The sequence below is a fragment of the Mycobacterium sp. shizuoka-1 genome, from assembly GCF_002723835.1.
Lineage (GTDB): Bacteria > Actinomycetota > Actinomycetes > Mycobacteriales > Mycobacteriaceae > Mycobacterium.
Map to the genome: position 1 here is coordinate 48,952 of NZ_BEWG01000013.1, position 18,256 is coordinate 67,207.

The window sequence follows — 18,256 nt, forward strand, 5'->3', positions numbered from 1 at the left end:
GCCCCCTCGGTGGATGGTCGGGAATGCGGCAACCGCTCATACCGCTTCTGCACGGTATGCACATCGACCTCAGCGGAAAGACGGCCTTGGTGACCGGCTCCACCCAAGGCATCGGGCTTGCGATCGCCACGGGACTGGCCACTGCGGGCGCACGAGTCGCGATCAACGGGCGCTCCGCGGCCTCGGTGCAGCGGGCGATCGACACCGTGACGGCGGCGACCGGTGGTGCCGACCTGGTCGCGATGCCTGCCGACGTCACCACCGACGACGGGGTGGCCGCGCTCCTGACCCAGCTTCCCGATCTCGACATCCTGGTCAACAATCTCGGGATCTTCGAAGCGGTGCCCGCCCTCGACATCGACGACGAAACCTGGCGGCGGTACTTCGACGTGAACGTGCTCACCGCGGCGCGGCTGACCCGCCACTATCTGCCGGGCATGATCGAGGCGTCGTGGGGCCGAATCCTCAACATCGCCAGCGACTCCGCGGTGGTGACGCCGGTGGAGATGATCCACTACGGCATGTCCAAGACCGCATTGTTGGCGGTGACCCGAGGCTTTGCCAAGGCTGCCTCGGGCTCGGGGGTGACGGTGAACTCGGTGATCGCCGGGCCGACGCATACCGAAGGCGTCGAGGACTTCGTCTACCAACTCGTCGACAAGCACCTGCCGTGGGATCAGGCCCAGCGGCAGTTCATGATCGAGCACCGGCCGCAGTCGCTGCTGCAGCGGCTGATCGAACCCGAGGAGATCGCGAACATGGTGGTGTACCTGAGTTCCGCGCTGGCGTCGGCCACCACCGGCGGCGCGCTGCGGGTCGATGGCGGCTACGTCGACGCGATCCTGCCGTGACGACCACCGCGCCGCGGACCTCGGCGGCCGCGATCGCCGGCCTGCTGATTCTCACCGGCGGCACCGGCCTGGTGGACGCGGTGTCCTATCTGGGGCTCGGTCATGTGTTCGTTGCGAACATGACCGGCAACGTGGTCTTCCTCGGTTTCGCGGCGAATCCGCACTCCGGGCTGTCGGCGGCCCTGGCGCTGATCGCGCTGGCCGCATTCCTGCTGGGGGCGTTGGCCGGCGGAGCGGTCGGTCACCGCCTGGCCGGATCGCGCGGCTGGCCGATGTCGGTATTGCTGGCCCAAGCCCTACTGTTGGGAGCCGTCGCGGTGGCCGGGGCGGTGTTCGGCATCGCGGCACTGGGCCGGCCGGCCGTGGTCGCGGCGCTGGCCTTCGCGTTCGGGCTGCAGAACAGCACCGCGCGCCGCCTGGCGGTCCCCGACCTGACCACCACCGTGTTGACGCTGACGGTCACCGGGCTGGCGGCCGACAGCCGGATCGCCGGCGGACCCGGCGCCAAGCCGGTGCGCCGGTTCGCCTCGATCGCCAGCATGCTGGCGGGCGCGGCCGCGGGCGCCTTGCTGGTCACGGTGTCCGTGCCGCTGACCATCGGGCTCGTCGCGGTGTGTGTCCTGACCGGCGCCGTGCTGCTGCACTCCGATCCGATAGCCGCCGAGCGCAGGTGATCAACCGGGACCGAACCGGGCGCCGCCGCCGGGCTCGTGGTACCAACCGCCGGCCGCCTGTGTTCCGCCGTCGACGTGCAGCGTTTGGCCGGTGATGTAGCGGGCCATGTCGGAGGCGAGAAACACAGCCGCGGCGGCGATCTCGTCGATATGACCGAGACGGCCCAGCGGAACGGCCTGGCCGAGCTCGGGACGAATACCGTTGGGCGACAGCGCCAGCAACCCCTCGGTGATCGTGATATCGGGCGCGATGGCATTGACCCGGATACCGTGGGGCGCCAGTTCGAAGGCGGCCGTCCTGGTGTAGTTGATCACCCCGGCTTTCGCCGCGGCGTATGCGGCATACCCCGGCGCGGCGCGCACGCCCTCGATCGACGTCAGCGAGATGACGCTGCCACCACGCCCGTCGTCGACCAGCTGCCGGGCGACCCGCTGGGTGCACAGCAGAACATGGCGAAGATTGGCCTGATACAAGGCATCCCAGCCGTTCTCGGTGGTCTCGAGTAGCGGTGAGGCGAACACCCCGCCGGCATTGTTGACCAGGATGTCCACCGGGCCGAGTTCGGCGCGGGTGCGGTCCAGCGCGGTATCGACCTGCCCGCCTTCGCGCACGTCGGCGACAATCCCCAGCACCCCGGTGGCGGCCGCGCAGGCCTGCGGATCACGTTCCCAGATCGCGACTTTCGCCCCGAACCGGGCCAGCCCCTCGGCGATGCCGCGGCCGATGCCTGCGCCGCCACCGGTCACGACGGCGACCCGATCGGTGAGCAGGATGTCCGACGGCGTGATGCCCACCGGACTAGCCGCTCCGCGTCAGGACGTCGTCGGCGAAGCGGGCGATGCCGTCGAGAGCCTCGCGGGTGCGCCGCCACGGCATCACGATCATCCGGTCGATGCCGGCCTCGGCGGCCCGCGTGACATCGTCGGGTGACTCGGCCGGTGCCGATGTGGTCACCTGCGGCCTGCCGTCGCGGCCGTGCTCGGCCCACAGCGCCGCCAGCGTCTGCAGCGAGGCGGGGATCTGGTCGAGGGTGTGGTTCATCGGAATCCACCCCGACCCGAACCGCGCCACCCGGCGCAGCGCGGGCAGGCCGTCGCCACCGACATGGATCGGCGGCCCCCCGGGCTGAACCGGTTTCGGCTCGAACGCCACGGCGTCGAAGTCGAAGAAACGGCCGTGATGGGCGACGGTCGGCTCGGTCCACAACGCGCGGCACACGGCCAGCGCCTCGTCGACGCGGGCACCGCGGGTGGCGAAGTCCAACCCGGCGGCATCCCACTCCTCGCGCAGCCAGCTCGCTCCGACGCCGAAATCGAAGCGGCCGGCCGACACGATGTCCAGCGTGGTGGCCGCGCGTGCGGTGACGAACGGGTGGCGCAACCCGATGTTGTAGACGTAGGTACCCAGCCGGATCGTGCGGGTCTGGCCGGCCAGGTACGACAGGTAGGCGATCGCGTCGTACATCGGCGTCTGCGGCGGGATCGGCGGATGGCTGTCACCGTGGTGCGGGCTGCCCGACATTGCGGCAGGCAGGACCAGGTGCTCGGGCAGCCAGACCGACTCATAGCCCAGCTCTTCGGCCCGCACCGTCAGGTCGCGCCACAGACCGGGGTGCACGCCACCGAGCGGAATCCCGAACTTCACAGCGCGATGTTACGCAGCGTTCGACCTTCTCGGAAGTATTGCTCTCGATTTGAGAGAGCGTGATTCTGCTGCCGCGTCCCAGTAGCGTTTCCAGGCATGACGGCGAGCAGGCTCAAGGTTCGCTACGCCACCGCACTCGTGCTGGCCCAGATCCTGGCCGCCGTCGAGTTGACCGCACTGGTGGTGCCGCTGCGCCACGACCTCGTCGACGCCGCCGACACGGTGTTCCAGACCGACACCCTGATCGCCTGCCTGGTGCTGTCGGCGCTGGGATTCGCCGCGTCGATCAGCTACGCGGTGCTGGTCGTCGATCGCAAACTGCGGTGGTTCACCGCCGGTGAGCCGCCGGATGCCGCCGACCGGTTGTTCGTACGCAGGTTCCTGCGCAATCAGTCCGCGATGCTCACGGCCATCTGGGCGGTCAGCGGCACGGTGCTCTTCGTCATCAACTCCGACGGCGGAGCGGTGGTGGCGTGGCTGATCGGGCTCGCCGTGGTGTTGGGTGTGACCACCTCGACCGGCGCGGCGCTGCTGTTCATCCAGCGCCGGATGCGCCCGATCACCGCCGCGGCAACCACCAACCTCACCGGCCGCGACACCGCGCCGGGCGTGCTGTCGCGACTGTTGCTGATGTGGCTGATGAGCAGTGCGCTGCCCACCATCGGCATCGCCGTGGTGGTGGTCATGCGCTCCAACGGCTGGATCATCGAGAAAACCGCCTCGGTCGAAGTCCCGGTGATCGTGCTGTCGGTGATCTCGGTGTTCGTCGGCCTGCGTGGGATGGCGATCGTCGCCCTGTCGATCTCCGATCCGGTGCACGACGTCGTCGCCGCCATGGCCAAGGTCGAGCGCGGTCAGATCGCCACCCGGGTGGACGTCTACGAGCGTTCCGAGATCGGGCGCCTGCAAAGCGGTTTCAACCGGATGGTGGCCGGGCTGGCCGAGCGCGACCGGCTGCGCGATCTGTTCGGCCGCCACGTCGGGACGGACGTGGCGTTGCGGGCGGTCAGCGATGCCGACGCGCTCACCGGTGAGGTCCGCGAGGCCGCCGTGCTGTTCGTCGACCTGATCGGCTCCACGCAGCTGGCCCAGACCCGCTCACCGGCCCAGGTGGCCGAGGTGCTCAACCACTTCTTCCAGATCGTCGTCGACGCTGTCGACGAACGGCACGGTCTGATCAACAAGTTTCAGGGCGACGCGGTGCTGGCCGTCTTCGGCGCGCCGCTTCCCAACGCGCAGGCCGCGGTGGACGCCCTGGCGACCGCCCGGGCCCTGACCCGCGCGTTGCGCAGGCTGCCGGTGGTGGACTTCGGTATCGGTGTGTCCGCCGGGCCGGTGTTCGCCGGCAACATCGGTGCCGAGCACCGCTACGAGTACACCGTGATCGGCGATGCCGTCAACGAGGCAGCGCGGCTGGCCGATCGCGCGAAAACGACTGTCGCACGGGCGCTGTGCTCGGATGTCGCGCTGCTGCGGGCCGATCCTGACGAACGCGCGCACTGGACCGAGTACGACTCGGAGGTGCTGCGCGGTCGGCTCGAACCGACCCGGATGTCGGCGCCCACCACCTGAATTCCGCGGTACCCCTTGTGCGCCCGCTGCGAATGGGTGGATGGTGGCTATATCGAGACAGCGCGCCCCGGCGCGAGGAGGCACGCCATGGCCGACAAGACGAACACTGCCCAGGCCGCCCGGTCGGTCCCCACTGCGGACAGCCCCGCAGCCGTCCGCAACGTCGTGCTCGTCGGCCCGTCCGGCGCGGGCAAGACCACACTCGTGGAGAGCCTCCTGGTGTCCGCCGGTGTGCTGTCCCGGCCGGGTTCGGTGCTCGACGGCACCACGGTGTGCGATTTCGACGAGGCCGCCATCCGCCAACAACGCTCGGTGGGTCTGGCGCTCGCGCCCATCCCGCACGACGGGGTCAAGGTCAACCTGATCGACACCCCCGGATACGCCGATTTCATCGGCGAATTGCGAGCCGGTCTGCGCGCTGCCGAATGCGCATTGTTCGCGATCGCCGCCAACGAGGACATCGACGAGGCGACCCGCGCGCTGTGGCACGAGTGCGACGAGGTGGGCATGCCCCGCGCGGTGGCGATCACCAAGCTCGACCACGCGCGAGCCAGCTACGGCGCCGCCCTGCGCGCGGCCCAGGAAGCCTTCGGGGACAAGGTGCTGCCGCTGTACCTGCCGACCGAGGCCGGACTGGTGGGGCTGCTGTCCGGCAAGCAGTACGACTATCGCGACGGCACCCGCACCGTCCATCCGCCCGACGACGGGTATGCCGAAGCGATCGCCGAGCATCGTGGCGCCCTGATCGAGGGCATCATCGAGGAATCCGAGGACGAATCGTTGATGGAGCGCTACCTGGGCGGCGAGGCGATCGACGAGGCCGCGTTGATCGCCGATCTGGAGAAAGCCGTCGCCCGTGCATCGTTCTTCCCGGTCATTCCGGTGTGCAGCGCCACCGGGGTGGGCACCTACGAGCTGCTGGAGGTCGCCACCCGCGGCTTCCCGTCGCCGCCCGAACACGTGCTGCCCGAGGTCTACAACCCGCACGGCGTGGCCCGCACCGGCCTGTCCTGCGACCCCGACGGACCTTTGCTCGCCGAGGTGGTCAAGACGACGTCGGATCCCTACGTCGGCAGGGTCAGCCTGGTCCGGGTGTTCTCCGGCACCATCAGGCCCGACACGACAGTGCATGTGTCGGGCCATTTTTCGGCCTTCTTCGAGGCGAACACGCACGCCGACCACGACGAGGACGAACGCGTGGGCGCCCTGTCGTTCCCGCTGGGCAAACAGCAACGCCCGGCGTCGGCGGTGGTCGCCGGCGACATCTGTGCGATCGGACGGCTGACCCGCGCCGAGACCGGAGACACGTTGTCAGACAAGGCCGATCCGCTGCTGCTCAAACCGTGGACGATGCCCGAGCCGCTACTGCCCGTGGCGATCGCGGCTCGCGCCAAGACCGACGAGGACAAGCTCTCGGCCGGCCTGCAACGGCTGGCCGCCGAAGACCCGACGCTGCGCATCGAGCAGAACCCGCAGACCCACCAGATCGTGTTGTGGTGCATGGGCGAAGCGCACTCCGGTGTGGTGCTCGACGCGCTGGCCAACCGGTACGGCGTCAACGTCGACACCGTCGACGTGCACATCCCGCTGCGCGAAACGTTCGGTGGATCGGCCACCGGGCACGGCCGCCACGTCAAGCAGTCCGGCGGACACGGCCAGTACGCGGTGTGCGACATCGAGGTGCAACCGCTGCCCGAAGGTGCCGGCTTCGAGTTCGTCGACAAGGTCGTGGGCGGTGCGGTACCCCGTCAGTTCATCCCGAGCGTCGAGAAGGGGGTGCGGGCCCAGATGGAGCGTGGCGTGCAGGCCGGCTATCCGGTCGTCGACATCCGGGTGACCCTCGTCGACGGCAAGGCACACAGTGTGGACTCCTCCGACATGGCCTTCCAGATGGCCGGCGCGCTGGCGTTGCGCGAGGCCGCCGCGAACACCCGGATCACGCTGCTCGAACCGGTCGACGAGGTCACCATCGAGGTGCCCGACGATCTCGTCGGCGCCGTGATGGGCGACCTGTCCAGCCGCCGGGGTCGGGTCCTGGGCACCGAACAGGCGCGCGCGAGCCACACCGTGATCCGAGCCGAGGTCCCCCAGGCGGAGCTGACCCGCTACGTCATCGACCTGCGCAGCCTCAGCCACGGCTCCGCGACGTTCCGCCGCTCATTCGCCCGTCATGAAGCGATGCCAGAAGCCGTCGCCGCGAAGGTCCTGGGCTGAGAGCCGGCGGCCACCCGGTAACGTCATTCTCCATGACTGCACCGCGCTCGCTTCGGGAGTTGTTCGACCAGCTCGGCCTGCGGGTTGTCGAGTCGACGGATGACACCGTGGTCATGGAGATGCCGGTGGACGAGCGCACCAGAAACACCGCAGGCGGCCTGCAGGGCGGGTTGATCGCCACGATGGCCGACGTCGCGGCGGGGCAACTGGCCTCGGCGGCAACCCCGTTCGGGTTCGGTATCGCGACCACCGATCTGTTCATCCGCTACCTGCGCCCGATCAAGGTGGGACCGGCCCGAGCCGTGGCCAAGATCCTGCGCACGGGCAAGCGCTCGGTGGTGGTGCAAGTCGACATCCACCGCGGCGAGGACAACGAACTCGCGGCCACCAGCACGATCAACTTCGCCGCAGTCTGACGACGTCGACTCTGCGGTGGGCGCATCGACTCTGCGCCGAGGGCGCCCGCGCGGGCCCAGAACACACCCGGTACGCAGACTCGATGAACCGGCACTGGCGCCAGGTGGTTATGTATGGTTGCATACATAGGCATGACGAGCCCGCGCGACCGGATGGTCGCCTCCGCCGCACTGCTGATTCGCGAACGCGGAGCGCAGTCGACGGCGATCGCCGACGTGCTGGCGCACAGTGGTGCACCGCGGGGCTCGGCGTATCACTACTTTCCCGGCGGCCGCACCCAACTGCTCTGTGAGGCGGTCGATTACGTCGCCGATTTCGTCGCGGCCCGGATGGCCAAAGCCACCAGCAGCACTGAATTGCTCGACTCACTGGTGCGCTTCTACCGCAAGAACTTGCTGGAGACCGACTATCGGGCGGGCTGCCCGGTGGTGGCGGTCGCGGTCGAATCGGGCGAGCCGGGCACCGACAACCCGGTGCTCGAACGGGCCGCCGCCACGTTCACCCGGTGGAACGGCCTGATCACCGAACGCCTGATGGCCGACGGCATCGCCGCCGGGCGCGCCGCGGAGCTGGCGGTGACGCTGACCGCCGGCCTCGAAGGCGCCATCGTGCTGGCCCGGGCGGCGCGCGACATCGCCCCCCTCGACATCGTCCATCGGCAACTGCGCGGCCTGCTGCAGGCCGAGTGAGGAAGGAAGTTCCGATGTCCGCTGACTGGCAACCGACGGCCTGCATCCTGTGCGAATGCAACTGCGGCATCGTGGTGCAGACCGACGTTGTGGACGGGATCCGCACCCTGGCCCGCATCCGCGGCGACAAGGACAACCCCGCTTCGCAGGGCTACACCTGCAACAAGGCGTTGCGCCTGGACCACTACCAGAACAACCGCGCCCGGCTCACCTCGCCGATGCGCCGCACTGCTGACGGCGACTACGAGGAAATCGACTGGGACACTGCGATCACCGAGATCGCGGCGGGCTTTCGGCGCATCGCCGACACCTACGGCGGGGAGAAGATCTTCTACTACGGCGGCGGCGGACAGGGAAACCACCTGGGCGGCGCCTACAGCAGCTCCTTCCTCAAGCTGCTCGGCTCCCGGTACCGGTCCAATGCGCTGGCGCAGGAGAAGACCGGTGAGAACTGGGTGGACATGCAGCTCTACGGCGGCCATACCCGGGGCGAGTTCGAGCACGCCGAGGTCTCGGTGTTCGTCGGCAAGAACCCGTGGATGTCGCAGAGCTTCCCGCGGGCGCGCACGGTGCTCAACGACATCGCCAAGGACCCGGCCCGCTCGATGGTGGTGATCGACCCGGTGGTCACCGACACCGCCAAGATGGCCGACTTCCATCTGCGGGTGCGGCCCGGCACCGACGCCTGGTGCCTGGCCGCGCTGGCCGCGGTGCTGGTGCAGGAGAACCTCTGTGACGAAGCCTTTCTCGCCGAGCACGTGCAGGGCGCCGACGACGTCCGCGCGGTGCTGGCGACGATCCCCGTCGGCGAATACGCCCAGCGCAGCGGGGTCGACGAGGAATTGGTACGCGCGGCCGCGCGCCGGATCGCCGCGGCCGATTCGGTGGCGGTCTTCGAGGACCTCGGCGTCCAGCAGGCACCCAACAGCACCCTGTGCTCCTACCTCAACAAACTGTTGTGGATCCTGACCGGCAGCTTCGCCAAACGCGGTGGGCAACACCTCCATTCGTCGTTCGCGCCGTTGTTCAGTCTCAGCGGGGTCGGGCGCAGCCCGGTGACCGGCGCACCGATCATCGCCGGCCTGATGCCGTCGAATGTGGTGCCGGAAGAGATCCTGACCGATCACCCCGACCGGTTCCGGGCCATGCTGGTCGAGAGCGCAAACCCGGCTCATTCGATCGCCGACTCGCAGAACTGCCACGCCGCCTTCGAATCGCTGGAACTGCTCGTGGTGATCGACGTCGCTATGACCGAGACCGCGCGGCTGGCCCACTACGTGCTGCCCGCGGCCAGCCAGTTCGAGAAGCCGGAAGCCACCTTCTTCAACTTCGAGTTCCCCCGCAACGAGTTTCACCTGCGCCACCGGTTGTTCGAACCCACACCGGGCACGCTGCCCGAACCCGAGATCTGGGCCCGACTGGTCCGTGCGCTCGGTGTGGTCAGCGACGACGACTTGCGCCCACTGCGCGAGGCGGCCGGCCAAGGGCTCGACGCCTACGCCCAGGCGTTCTTCACCGAACTGGCCGCCAACCCGGCGCTGGGCAAGGTGTTGCCGCACGTGCTCTACGAGACGCTGGGGCCCACTCTGCCCGAGGGCCTGGCCGGGGCGGCGGCCCTGTGGGGGCTGGCCCAGAAAGCCTTCGCCGCCTACCCGGACGCGGTACGCCGTGCGGGTCATGCCGACGGAAACGCGCTCTTCGAGGCCATCCTCACCAGTAGATCCGGGGTGACGTTCACCGAGCACGAATACGCCGACGACTGGGCACTGATGAACCCTCCCGACCGCAAGATCGCCCTGGTGATCCCCGAGATGCTCGACGACATCCGGGCCTTGGCCGACTCCCCGCCGGAGTTGACCACCACCGAGTTCCCGATCGTGCTGTCGGCCGGGGAGCGTCGGGCGTTCACCGCCAACGACATCCTGCGCGACCCGTCGTGGCGAAAGCGCGACGCCGACGGGGCGCTGCGGGTCAGCGCCGCCGACGCCGTCGCACTCGGCCTGGTCGACGGCGGCCGGGCCCGAATCACCACCGCCGCGGGCAGCGCCGAGGCCACGGTCGAGATCAGCGACACCATGCTGCCTGGACATGCCGCCCTGCCCAACGGCTTCGGCCTGGATTACGTCGACGCCGACGGCCGGCGCCGGGTTCCCGGCGTCGCACCGAACGCACTGACCTCCACCGACTGGCGCGACCCCTACGCCGGCACGCCGTGGCACAAGCACGTCCCCGCGCGCATCGAGGCGATACCGGCCGGCCTGGTCGCCGCCGGCTGAGCGCCCGGGCTTGCTCCCGCTGTAAATAAATCGCTTGATTTACTGCGCGCGGTCGACCGGTCCCGTTAGGTTGCAGGCATGGCGCTGCCGGTCGCCCGGCAGCCGTGCCGGCCGCCAGGACAGGAGCAATGACGATGCAGCACGACTTCGAGGAGATGAAGAAGGAAGTCGAGCCGTTCATTAGGTTCGAGAAGGATGTCGCGAACCGGATCGCCTACATCACCTTCGACCGGCCCGACGAGTTGAACTCGACCACCATGGGGATGCGGCAGAACTTCGCCGACATGATCCACAAGTGCAATGTCGACGACGACGTCAAGGTCGTGGTGATCCGGGGCGAGGGCAACGACTTCGGCAGCGGCGGTGACCTGCCCGAGCAGCGGGAGATGCTGGAGAATCCGGGAACTCCTCTGCTGCATGAGCTTTCGATCAACGACGACAGCGTGAAGTATCCGCCCGGTGATTCCTACCGCTACCTCTACACCCTGACCGACCACTACGCCAAAGCCCGGGCCGGCAACCGGCCACTTCAGGAGTGCAAGAAGGTCACGATCGTGGAGGCCAAAGGGTACTGCTACGGCTGGCACTTCTACCAGGCCGGCGACGCGGACCTCGTGGTGTCCTCCGACGACGCGCTGTTCGGCCACCCGGCGTTCCGGTATGTCGGCTGGGGCCCGCGGCTGTGGTGGTGGGCCGAGACCATGGGCCTGCGCAAGTTCTCCGAAATGCTCTTCACCGGAAGGCCGTTCACCGCAGCGGAGATGTACGACTGCGGCTTCATCAACAGTGTGGTTCCACGCGAACAACTCGAGGCCGAGACGCTCAAGTACGCGATGGCCTGCTCCAAGTCACGTCCCACCGACACCGTGGTGGTGCAGAAAAGCTTCCTCGAGCTCTACAAGCAGCACAAGGGTGAGTACTTCGGCAGCCTGCTGACCGGTGTGGTCGAAGGCATGCTGCCGATGATGACCAACGACCGGCCCAACTACCCCGACCTGACCGAGGGCACCTTCGAGAAGGGGCTGAACAACGTCGTCAAGGACAACGACCTGAACTTCCCGCCGGAGTGGCGACTCAGCCACTCCGGGCGTAGGAAGCCCTGACCCTGGCTCCCCGCGCCGGGACATCGGGGGCCTCCCACAATCCGACCAGTGCGTCGACCAGTTCGTCACCCACCACCGACCAGCTCGGACCGGCAGCCGGGCCGCCGGCACGCTCGCCTTCAATCTCGGCGCAGGTGTGCATCAACAGATTTCGCGCCATCGTCCAGCGGATCACCCGGACCCGCTTGGGGCGCTCAGGCAGGCAACGGTTGATCCCCCGCACCGTCTTGACCATGAGCTCGGACGTCATCGCCTCCGACCCGACCTGCTCCCGACAGGCGGGGTCGGCCATCACCTGAGCCGCGAAACGCGCGTACGTCGTGGGTGATCCGAGAGACTCCAGATGCTCGGTCAGCGGGTAGACCAGGATGCCGATCCAGTCCCGCAGCTGCGGAGCCGCGGGCAGGTCGGCGAGCCTGCGCCGCCGAATCTCGTCGATGGCGCCGTGGTGGCGAGACTCGATCGCGCGCAGCAGGTCGGCTCGCGACCCGAAGTGGTAGCAGGCTGCGGCGTTGTTGCCTTGGCCGGCCGCCTCGCTGATCTGGCGGTTCGACACCGCGTGCACGCCGTTCTCGGCAAAGAGTCGCTCTGCGGCCACCAACAGCGCAACCCGGGTGACCGACGACCGGTCCGTGCTCGGGTCCTTGGCGGGGCTCACCGCTGTCAGTGAACACAAGGCCCACACCTAAATCAAGCCCGGACCAGTGCTCCTCACACCTGCACGGGCACGCTGTTCCAGCCCCACTGGAAGCTCGACGGCGGTCGCGACGCCTGCTCGGCGACAACGTGGTAGGCCGGCACGCGGCGCAGCCATTCCTGCAGCATGACCGCGATCTCCAACCGGGCCAAGTGATAGCCCAGGCAGAAGTGCTGGCCGCGACCGAATGCCAACGACCGTGCGATGGGCCTGTCCCAGCGGAACGTCTCCGGCTCGGGGAACTCCCGCTCGTCGGCGTTGGCCGACGCCAGCAAGGTGATGATGCGCTGCCCGGGCCGGATCGTCGTGTGGTGGATAGTGAAGGGCCGCCGTAGGGTTCGAGCGAACCACTGGGCCGGCGCGCAATAGCGGATGATCTCCTCGCGGGCCACCGGCACGGTGGCCGCCGGATCGGCCCGCACCGCGGCCAGCTGGTCGGGATGGCGGCTGAGTTCCCACAGCCCATGGGCGACGATCTTCGGCACCGTCTCGGTCCCGCCGATGAACACCCCCAGCATCTGCACGGCGATCTCACTGTCGGACAGCCTCGACCCGTCCGGCAACTGGTAGGCCAGCAGCTTCTCCACGATCGGCGGCGGGTCGGCGACCGCACCGGCACGCACCCGCTCGACCACCGGGATCAGGTATTCCAGGTAGCCCGGCCTGGCGTTGGCCACCTCGACCCCGCTGCCCGGCTGCGCCAGGCTGCCCGCATTCACGGTGGCCAGCACGTCGGCAGCCAGATCAGCCGGCACGCCGACCAGTTCGCAGACGACCGTGGCCGCGACGATGCCTGCGTAATCCTGAGTCAGGTCGAAGGAGGCCCGGGGCAGAAGGTCGTCGAGACGCTCGTTGGCCAGCTCCCGGATCCGGTCCTGCCAACCGGCGGCCGACTTCGGCCGGAACTGCCCGGCGGTGCACCGCCGTACCTCGTCGTAGAGCGGAGCGTCGAAGTTGGCATGAAACGGCAAGGGGTGCAAGGGCGGGTCGGCGACCGGCCCGTCGTTGTGGCGGGCCAGCACCGCGGCGGCCGGCAGCGTCCCCTCGGAAGCCACGAACGTCCCGTCGTTGACCTCGAGCACCTGCCAGACATCGGCGAAACGGGATACCGCATACGTGTCGAGGGCGTCGATGTAATAGAGCGGGTGGTGATCGCGCAGCGTTCGGTAGTACGGCCGCGGATCTGTCATCACCGCCGGGTCGAAGGGGTGGTACGAGAAGGACTGTGCCACAGCCATTACCGAAGTGGAGACGGGGGCAGTGCTTGCAGAATCGAATCCTCCCAGCCGTCCCGTAACGCCGGTGCCACGCTCATCCAGGTGACGATCTCGGCCGGCGGACTGTCTTTCCACGACGGATAGTGGTTCTCGAAGCAGGCCCACCCGTCGTCGAGCGCCCAGTAGTGGATCACCTCGTTGAACCGGAACGTCGTGATGAACGATCCGAGCCAGCGTTTGCCGGTGCGCTCCGACCACGGGACGTACAGACGTTCCAACTCGCGGATGTAGTCGTCCTGGCGGCCCGGTTTGGTCTGCATGATCTCCTGGATCACCAGCCCGGCACCGAACTTCGCCTCCGTCAACTCGGCGAGTGTCCGATTGCTGCGGCCGGCGTACATGATCCGCCCCTCCCCCGACGCACCGACGCCGGCGAGGTAGTCCGCCCATTGCGCCGCGGCCGCTCGGTGGCTCCCGCCGGTGCTTTGCGCCCGGCCGATGCGGGCGTAGTCGGCGAACGTGTCGATCTCCCAGATGATCGTCACCTGCGGCCAGTGACCGTTGTACGGCGTGGTCTCCCAGATCGAGAACAGCCGCGCTCCCAGCTCTTCCATCATCGGGTGATAGACGGCGCTGAACGTCTCGGTGAAGCGGTCGCTACGCTCGCGGCCCAGCGCGACCGTCTCGTGCAGGTACAGCAGGGTATGGCTGTAGAACTTCTTCACCGGTCAGTCCTCGACCAGGTGCAGCGCGGCGGCGGGACACTGAATGACTGCCTGCTGCATCCGCGCCCGGTCCGACTCGGGCCGCTGATCGCCGTGAATGCGGACGCTGCCGTCATCGTCGACCGAGAAGACGTCCTCGGCGATGGTCTCGCAGATACCGTGCCCCGTGCACTTGCCCAGGTCCACTTCGATGCGCATGTACGAACCCGTCCTCACCGCACGAACGCCGGGATCCGCTTGATCCCGTGGACGAAACTACTGAGCAGATAGTCGGGCTCACCGAGTTCGACATCCACTCGGAACAACAACTCGCGGAACAGATTTCTCAACTCTGTGCGGGCGAGCTGGTTGCCGAGGCAGAAGTGCGGGCCACCGCCACCGAAGCCGAGGTGCGGGTTCGGCGAGCGCCCCAGGTCGAAGACCTCCGGCCGGTCGAAGGCGGATTCGTCCCGGTTGGCCGAGCAGTAGAACAACCCGAGCTTGTCACCGGCAGCCAGGCGCTGGCCCGCGAGGTCGGTGTCCTCGGTGACGATCCGGGCGAACTGCAGCACCGGCGTCGCCCAGCGGATGAACTCCTCGACCGCGGGCCCGATCCTGCTGTCGAAGTCGGCCATCAGCCAGGCCCGCTGCTCCGGATTGGCCGCCAAGGCGAGCATCGCGTGCGATGTCGTCTGCTTGGTGGTGTCGTTGCCGGCCGAGGCGAGCAGGATCAGGAACGCCCCGATTTCCTCGTCGGTGAGCCGGTGCCCGTCGACCTCGGCGTTGACGATGCTGGTCATCAGGTCGTCGCCCGGATGGCGGCGGCGGAACTTGGCCAACTCGATCCCGGTACCGGCCAACAGAAACATCTCGTTGACGGTGGCTTCGGCCCGCTCCTCGATGGTGGCGTACTCGTCGTCGCTCATCGAGAACAGCTTCTCGGCGGCCTTGGCCACGGCCTCCCGCTCGGAGTTCGGTACCCCGAGCATCTCCGAGATCGTCATCATCGGCAGCCGCGCCGAGCAGGCGGCCACGAAGTCAACCTCGCCGGCGCCGACGAGTTCGTCGACCACGGTGGCCGCATTCTTGCGGACCTGCTCGTCGATCTGGGCCACGTTGCGCGGGGTGAACGCCGAACTGATCAGCCGGCGGTACGTGGTGTGCTGCGGCGGATCCATCATCAAGAAGAATGTGGCGATGCGCTGGATCTCGGCGGGCATCGGGTCGAGCGCGATGCCCTGCGCCGAGCTGAACAGTTCTGGATGCAGGCTGACATGCACGATGTCCTCGCGGCGGGTCAACGCCCAGTAGCCGGGCTCCTCCAGCGGGAACAGCGAGGGAAACGGCTGGTGCCAGGTGAGGCCGTCGGTGGCCCGCAGCGCGGCGAAGGTCCGATCGCGGATGTCGAAGGGCTGGGCCCAGAATTGCCGCGACGTGATGTCGTGGGTGCTGTACGCACGCTGGTCCCCGGCCACGTGCCCAGCGTGACATTCTGCCCAGATTTTGTAAAGACAGTGTTTTCGGTCTCGGATGCGCCAACCGGCGTGACACGTCGGCGTCGACCTGTAATCCTGTACACGTGGGCCAGGCGCAGGCGGGAAGCACCGCGATACCCGAGGAGGACGAGTCCTCGTCGCGTCGTCGCATCCTCAACGCCACCGCCGAGGTGCTCGCCCGAAACGGCCAGACCAAACTCAGCCTCTCCGAGGTTGCCCTGCAAGCCGGCGTCTCGCGGCCCACCCTGTATCGCTGGTTCGCATCCAAGTCCGAACTGCTCGACGCGTTCGGCGCCTACGAACGAGAGCTGTTCGACACCGGCATCAGCCGCGCCACCGCCGGGCTGCGCGGCACCGACAAGCTGGACGCGGCACTGCAGTTCATCGTTGCCTACCAGCAGACCTATTCCGGGGTGCGGCTCATCGACATCGAACCCGAGGTGGTCATCGCCCAGCTGTCGCGGATCCTGCCGGTGATGCGCGCACGGCTGCAACGGCTGCTGACCGGGCCCAACGCCGAGATCAAGGCCGCCACCGCGATTCGGATCGCGGTTTCGCACTACGTCGTTCGCAGCGACGACGCCGCCCAGTTCCTGGCTCAGCTGCGCCACGCTGTCGGCATCAAGCAGTGACGGCACCCCTGGACATCGGGGTCTACGTCCCGCAGATGGGTTTGTCTTTCGGCGACGTGTTGCACCGCGCGAAACGCTGCGAGGAGCTCGGCATCGGCTCACTGTGGCTTTACGACCACATGTACGGCCCCGGACTCCCCGACATCGACTCGCTGGAGGCGTGGACACTGGCCACCGCGCTGCTGAGCCGGACCGAGCGGCTGCGCGTCGGACATCTGGTGCTGTGCAACCAATTCCGTCATCCAGCGGTGCTGGCCAAGATGGCCACCACGCTGGATCAGATCTCCGAGGGCCGTTTGCAGCTAGGCATCGGCAGCGGCTCCCTCGACGACGAACACCACCGGCTAGGACTGGACTGGGGCTCGTTCGCGCGGCGGTCCGATCGTCTGCGAGAGACCCTCGAGATTCTCACTCAGGCGTTCGCCGAACAGCGGATCGACTTCGCCGGAACGCATTACACGGTCCACGATATGCCGATCAGACCCGGGCCGATACAGCAGCCCCGCCCGCCCATCGTGGTCGGCGGGGCGGGCGAGAAGTACACCCTGCCGCTGGTGGCCCGCTACGCCGACGTCTGGAACGTCCCCACCTACGCACTGGGCGACATGGTGCGCAAGCTCGCCGTCCTGCGCAGCCTGTGTGACGAGATCGGGCGGGACCCGGCGACCATCGTGATGTCGGTGGAGGCCGTGCTGGCCATCGCCCCAGACCAGGCCGCCTTGGGCGATGTCCGGCGGACCGCCGAAAAACGCTTCGGCGCACCGGGCTTCGGCCTACAAGACGGCGGCCTGATCGGGACGTCACCAGCGATCGTCGACCGGCTCGGTCAGCTGCGCGAGATGGGTTTCGGTCAGGTGGTGCTGTTCACCCACGACCGGGCGTCGGACGCAACGCTGGAGTTGCTGGCCGGTGAGGTGCTGCCACAACTGTGAGTGTCAGTCGAAGGTGACGACGACCTTGTCGGCCGCCCCCGGTGTCGCGGCTGTGCGCAACGCTTCCTGGACCTCGTCGAAACCGAAGGTGTGGCTGACGATCACCGCGTACTTCTTCCAGTTGGCAACGAGATCCTTTGTCACCTCGAATATTTCGGTGGGATAGCCCATCGACCCGACGATGGTGATCTCGTTGGCCATGATGTTGAGGAAATCGACTGCGACCGGCTCCTTGTGCACCGCCACCACCCCGAATCGGGCACCGCGCTGGGCGGACGCCAGCGCTGTGTTGATCACCGACGGTGCCCCTGCGGCGTCGAGGTAGATGGTGGTCCCCGACTTCCCCGGCCATTGCGCCTCGCCCTTGCCGTGCAGTTCGACGAGACGCCGCGAGACGTCCTCGTCGGCGGCGTTGATCACCGCGTCGGCACCGACGGCGAGCGCTTTGTCCAACCGCGACTCGATCAGATCCACCACCGTCACGTGGCCGACCCCGAGTGACTTGTAGGCCATGGTGGCGCCGAGCCCGATCGGCCCGGCGCCGAATACCGCGACCCGGTCCGCGGGCGTCGGCGCGGTCTGGTTCACCCCGTGTCTGGCCACGGCCATCGGTTCGTTGAGGGCGGCGACCTCGTACGGGATCTCGGCAGGGATCACCTCCAAACTCCGGCCCCGCACGGCACTTTCCACCAGCAGATACTCGGCCAGCGCGCCGGTGGCACCGCCGTTGCCGATGATGCCGCTCGGCGCGCCGATCGGGTTGATCACCACGTGGTCGCCGACGTGGACGTCGGTGACATCGCGGCCGATCTCGACGACCTCGCCGGCGGGCTCGTGCCCGAGTGCCATCCGCCCCTGATGCGGCGGCAGCCCGCCCATCGAGATGTACAGCGCATCGGTGCCGCAGACGCCGCAGGCTTTGATCTTCACCAGGACATCGCCCGGACCGACCTCCGGATCGGGAACCTCGACGACCTCGGTGCTACCGGGCCCGGTCACCATGGTTGCTCTCACGGAGTCCTCACAGATCCACTCGCACAAAGCTTTTCGAATATTCGACGGTTGACACCCGTGGTGCCGCGCCCTACCGTGACCGCTATGGTAAGCCACGCGGCCGCCGGGTCGGCTCGGTTCGCC

General features: G+C 68.0%; 18 protein-coding genes. 10 read left to right on the forward strand and 8 right to left on the reverse strand.

What is annotated here, in order from left to right; all coding sequences use genetic code 11:
- Positions 1–56 precede the first annotated feature (56 nt).
- Complete coding sequence (locus tag MSZK_RS03305) at positions 57–851, forward strand: SDR family NAD(P)-dependent oxidoreductase (RefSeq protein WP_099244963.1); 795 nt, start codon at positions 57–59, stop codon at positions 849–851.
- Entirely contained in the window at positions 848–1,525 is a 678-nt protein-coding gene (locus tag MSZK_RS03310; RefSeq protein ID WP_099244795.1) for a DUF1275 family protein, read from the forward strand. Before MSZK_RS03305 ends, MSZK_RS03310 begins: the two co-directional genes overlap by 4 nt.
- Here the strand turns inward: MSZK_RS03310 and MSZK_RS03315 are convergent, their stop codons facing one another.
- Both MSZK_RS03315 and MSZK_RS03320 read right to left on the reverse strand, forming a co-directional pair.
- Entirely contained in the window at positions 1,526–2,320 is a 795-nt protein-coding gene (locus MSZK_RS03315) for an SDR family NAD(P)-dependent oxidoreductase (protein ID WP_099244797.1), read from the reverse strand.
- 4 nt (positions 2,321–2,324) lie between these two features.
- The gene (locus MSZK_RS03320; protein WP_099244799.1) at positions 2,325–3,170 is read right to left on the reverse strand and encodes a TIGR03619 family F420-dependent LLM class oxidoreductase; all 846 of its coding nucleotides are present in this window, start codon (positions 3,168–3,170) and stop codon (positions 2,325–2,327) included.
- A gap of 96 nt (positions 3,171–3,266) precedes the next feature.
- Between MSZK_RS03320 and MSZK_RS03325 the strand changes: the two genes are divergently transcribed.
- The 6 genes from MSZK_RS03325 to MSZK_RS03350 all read left to right on the forward strand — a co-directional run bounded on the left by MSZK_RS03325 (position 3,267) and on the right by MSZK_RS03350 (position 11,441).
- Positions 3,267–4,742, forward strand: coding sequence for an adenylate/guanylate cyclase domain-containing protein (locus MSZK_RS03325; RefSeq protein WP_099244801.1), 1,476 nt, complete (start codon positions 3,267–3,269; stop codon positions 4,740–4,742).
- 87 nt (positions 4,743–4,829) lie between these two features.
- A complete protein-coding gene (locus tag MSZK_RS03330) occupies positions 4,830–6,956 on the forward strand; it encodes an elongation factor G-like protein EF-G2 (protein WP_099244803.1) in 2,127 nt (708 codons plus the stop codon).
- 32 nt (positions 6,957–6,988) lie between these two features.
- Positions 6,989–7,372 carry a PaaI family thioesterase gene (locus tag MSZK_RS03335; RefSeq protein ID WP_099244805.1) on the forward strand — a complete coding sequence of 128 codons (384 nt, stop codon included), beginning with the start codon at positions 6,989–6,991 and terminating at the stop codon, positions 7,370–7,372.
- Between the two features lie 132 nt (positions 7,373–7,504).
- Positions 7,505–8,062 carry a TetR/AcrR family transcriptional regulator gene (locus MSZK_RS03340; RefSeq protein WP_099244807.1) on the forward strand — a complete coding sequence of 186 codons (558 nt, stop codon included), beginning with the start codon at positions 7,505–7,507 and terminating at the stop codon, positions 8,060–8,062.
- A 14-nt stretch (positions 8,063–8,076) separates the two neighbouring features.
- Entirely contained in the window at positions 8,077–10,338 is a 2,262-nt protein-coding gene (locus MSZK_RS03345; protein ID WP_099244965.1) for a molybdopterin-dependent oxidoreductase, read from the forward strand.
- Positions 10,339–10,472: 134 nt separating this feature from the next.
- A complete protein-coding gene (locus MSZK_RS03350) occupies positions 10,473–11,441 on the forward strand; it encodes an enoyl-CoA hydratase/isomerase family protein (RefSeq protein ID WP_099244967.1) in 969 nt (322 codons plus the stop codon).
- Here MSZK_RS03350 and MSZK_RS03355 read toward each other — a convergent pair.
- Genes MSZK_RS03355 through MSZK_RS03375 form a run of 5 tightly spaced genes read right to left on the reverse strand, consistent with a single transcriptional unit; the run spans position 11,413 to position 15,534 of the window.
- Complete coding sequence (locus MSZK_RS03355; protein WP_233211100.1) at positions 11,413–12,099, reverse strand: TetR/AcrR family transcriptional regulator; 687 nt, start codon at positions 12,097–12,099, stop codon at positions 11,413–11,415. The two genes, MSZK_RS03350 and MSZK_RS03355, sit on opposite strands and share 29 nt — an antisense overlap.
- A gap of 53 nt (positions 12,100–12,152) precedes the next feature.
- On the reverse strand, positions 12,153–13,376 hold the full coding sequence (locus tag MSZK_RS03360; RefSeq protein WP_099244809.1) for a cytochrome P450: 1,224 nt from the start codon (positions 13,374–13,376) through the stop codon (positions 12,153–12,155).
- Positions 13,376–14,080 carry an NIPSNAP family protein gene (locus MSZK_RS03365; protein ID WP_099244812.1) on the reverse strand — a complete coding sequence of 235 codons (705 nt, stop codon included), beginning with the start codon at positions 14,078–14,080 and terminating at the stop codon, positions 13,376–13,378. The genes MSZK_RS03360 and MSZK_RS03365 overlap by 1 nt, the downstream gene beginning before the upstream one ends.
- A 3-nt stretch (positions 14,081–14,083) precedes the next feature.
- Entirely contained in the window at positions 14,084–14,278 is a 195-nt protein-coding gene (locus MSZK_RS03370) for a ferredoxin (RefSeq protein ID WP_099244814.1), read from the reverse strand.
- A gap of 14 nt (positions 14,279–14,292) precedes the next feature.
- Positions 14,293–15,534, reverse strand: a complete 1,242-nt coding sequence (locus tag MSZK_RS03375) for a cytochrome P450 (protein WP_099244816.1) — start codon at positions 15,532–15,534, stop codon at positions 14,293–14,295.
- Between the two features lie 104 nt (positions 15,535–15,638).
- Between MSZK_RS03375 and MSZK_RS03380 the strand changes: the two genes are divergently transcribed.
- Positions 15,639–16,187, forward strand: a complete 549-nt coding sequence (locus tag MSZK_RS03380) for a TetR/AcrR family transcriptional regulator (protein WP_199203173.1) — start codon at positions 15,639–15,641, stop codon at positions 16,185–16,187.
- 35 nt (positions 16,188–16,222) lie between these two features.
- Positions 16,223–17,119 (forward strand): LLM class flavin-dependent oxidoreductase, encoded by an 897-nt coding sequence (locus MSZK_RS03385; RefSeq protein ID WP_371411284.1) that lies wholly within the window; start codon positions 16,223–16,225, stop codon positions 17,117–17,119.
- Between the two features lie 3 nt (positions 17,120–17,122).
- Here the strand turns inward: MSZK_RS03385 and MSZK_RS03390 are convergent, their stop codons facing one another.
- On the reverse strand, positions 17,123–18,133 hold the full coding sequence (locus MSZK_RS03390; RefSeq protein WP_099244820.1) for a zinc-binding dehydrogenase: 1,011 nt from the start codon (positions 18,131–18,133) through the stop codon (positions 17,123–17,125).
- Positions 18,134–18,256: the final 123 nt, after the last annotated feature.

Coding starts and splice junctions, on each gene's coding strand:
- MSZK_RS03330 (WP_099244803.1), top strand. CDS start 4,830: ATGGCCGACAAGACGAACACTGCCCAGGCCGCCCGGTCGGTCCCCACT.
- MSZK_RS03305 (WP_099244963.1), top strand. CDS start 57: ATGCACATCGACCTCAGCGGAAAGACGGCCTTGGTGACCGGCTCCACC.
- MSZK_RS03350 (WP_099244967.1), top strand. CDS start 10,473: ATGCAGCACGACTTCGAGGAGATGAAGAAGGAAGTCGAGCCGTTCATT.
- MSZK_RS03370 (WP_099244814.1), bottom strand. CDS start 14,278: ATGCGCATCGAAGTGGACCTGGGCAAGTGCACGGGGCACGGTATCTGC.
- MSZK_RS03325 (WP_099244801.1), top strand. CDS start 3,267: ATGACGGCGAGCAGGCTCAAGGTTCGCTACGCCACCGCACTCGTGCTG.
- MSZK_RS03345 (WP_099244965.1), top strand. CDS start 8,077: ATGTCCGCTGACTGGCAACCGACGGCCTGCATCCTGTGCGAATGCAAC.
- MSZK_RS03340 (WP_099244807.1), top strand. CDS start 7,505: ATGACGAGCCCGCGCGACCGGATGGTCGCCTCCGCCGCACTGCTGATT.
- MSZK_RS03385 (WP_371411284.1), top strand. CDS start 16,223: ATGGGTTTGTCTTTCGGCGACGTGTTGCACCGCGCGAAACGCTGCGAG.
- MSZK_RS03335 (WP_099244805.1), top strand. CDS start 6,989: ATGACTGCACCGCGCTCGCTTCGGGAGTTGTTCGACCAGCTCGGCCTG.
- MSZK_RS03360 (WP_099244809.1), bottom strand. CDS start 13,376: ATGGCTGTGGCACAGTCCTTCTCGTACCACCCCTTCGACCCGGCGGTG.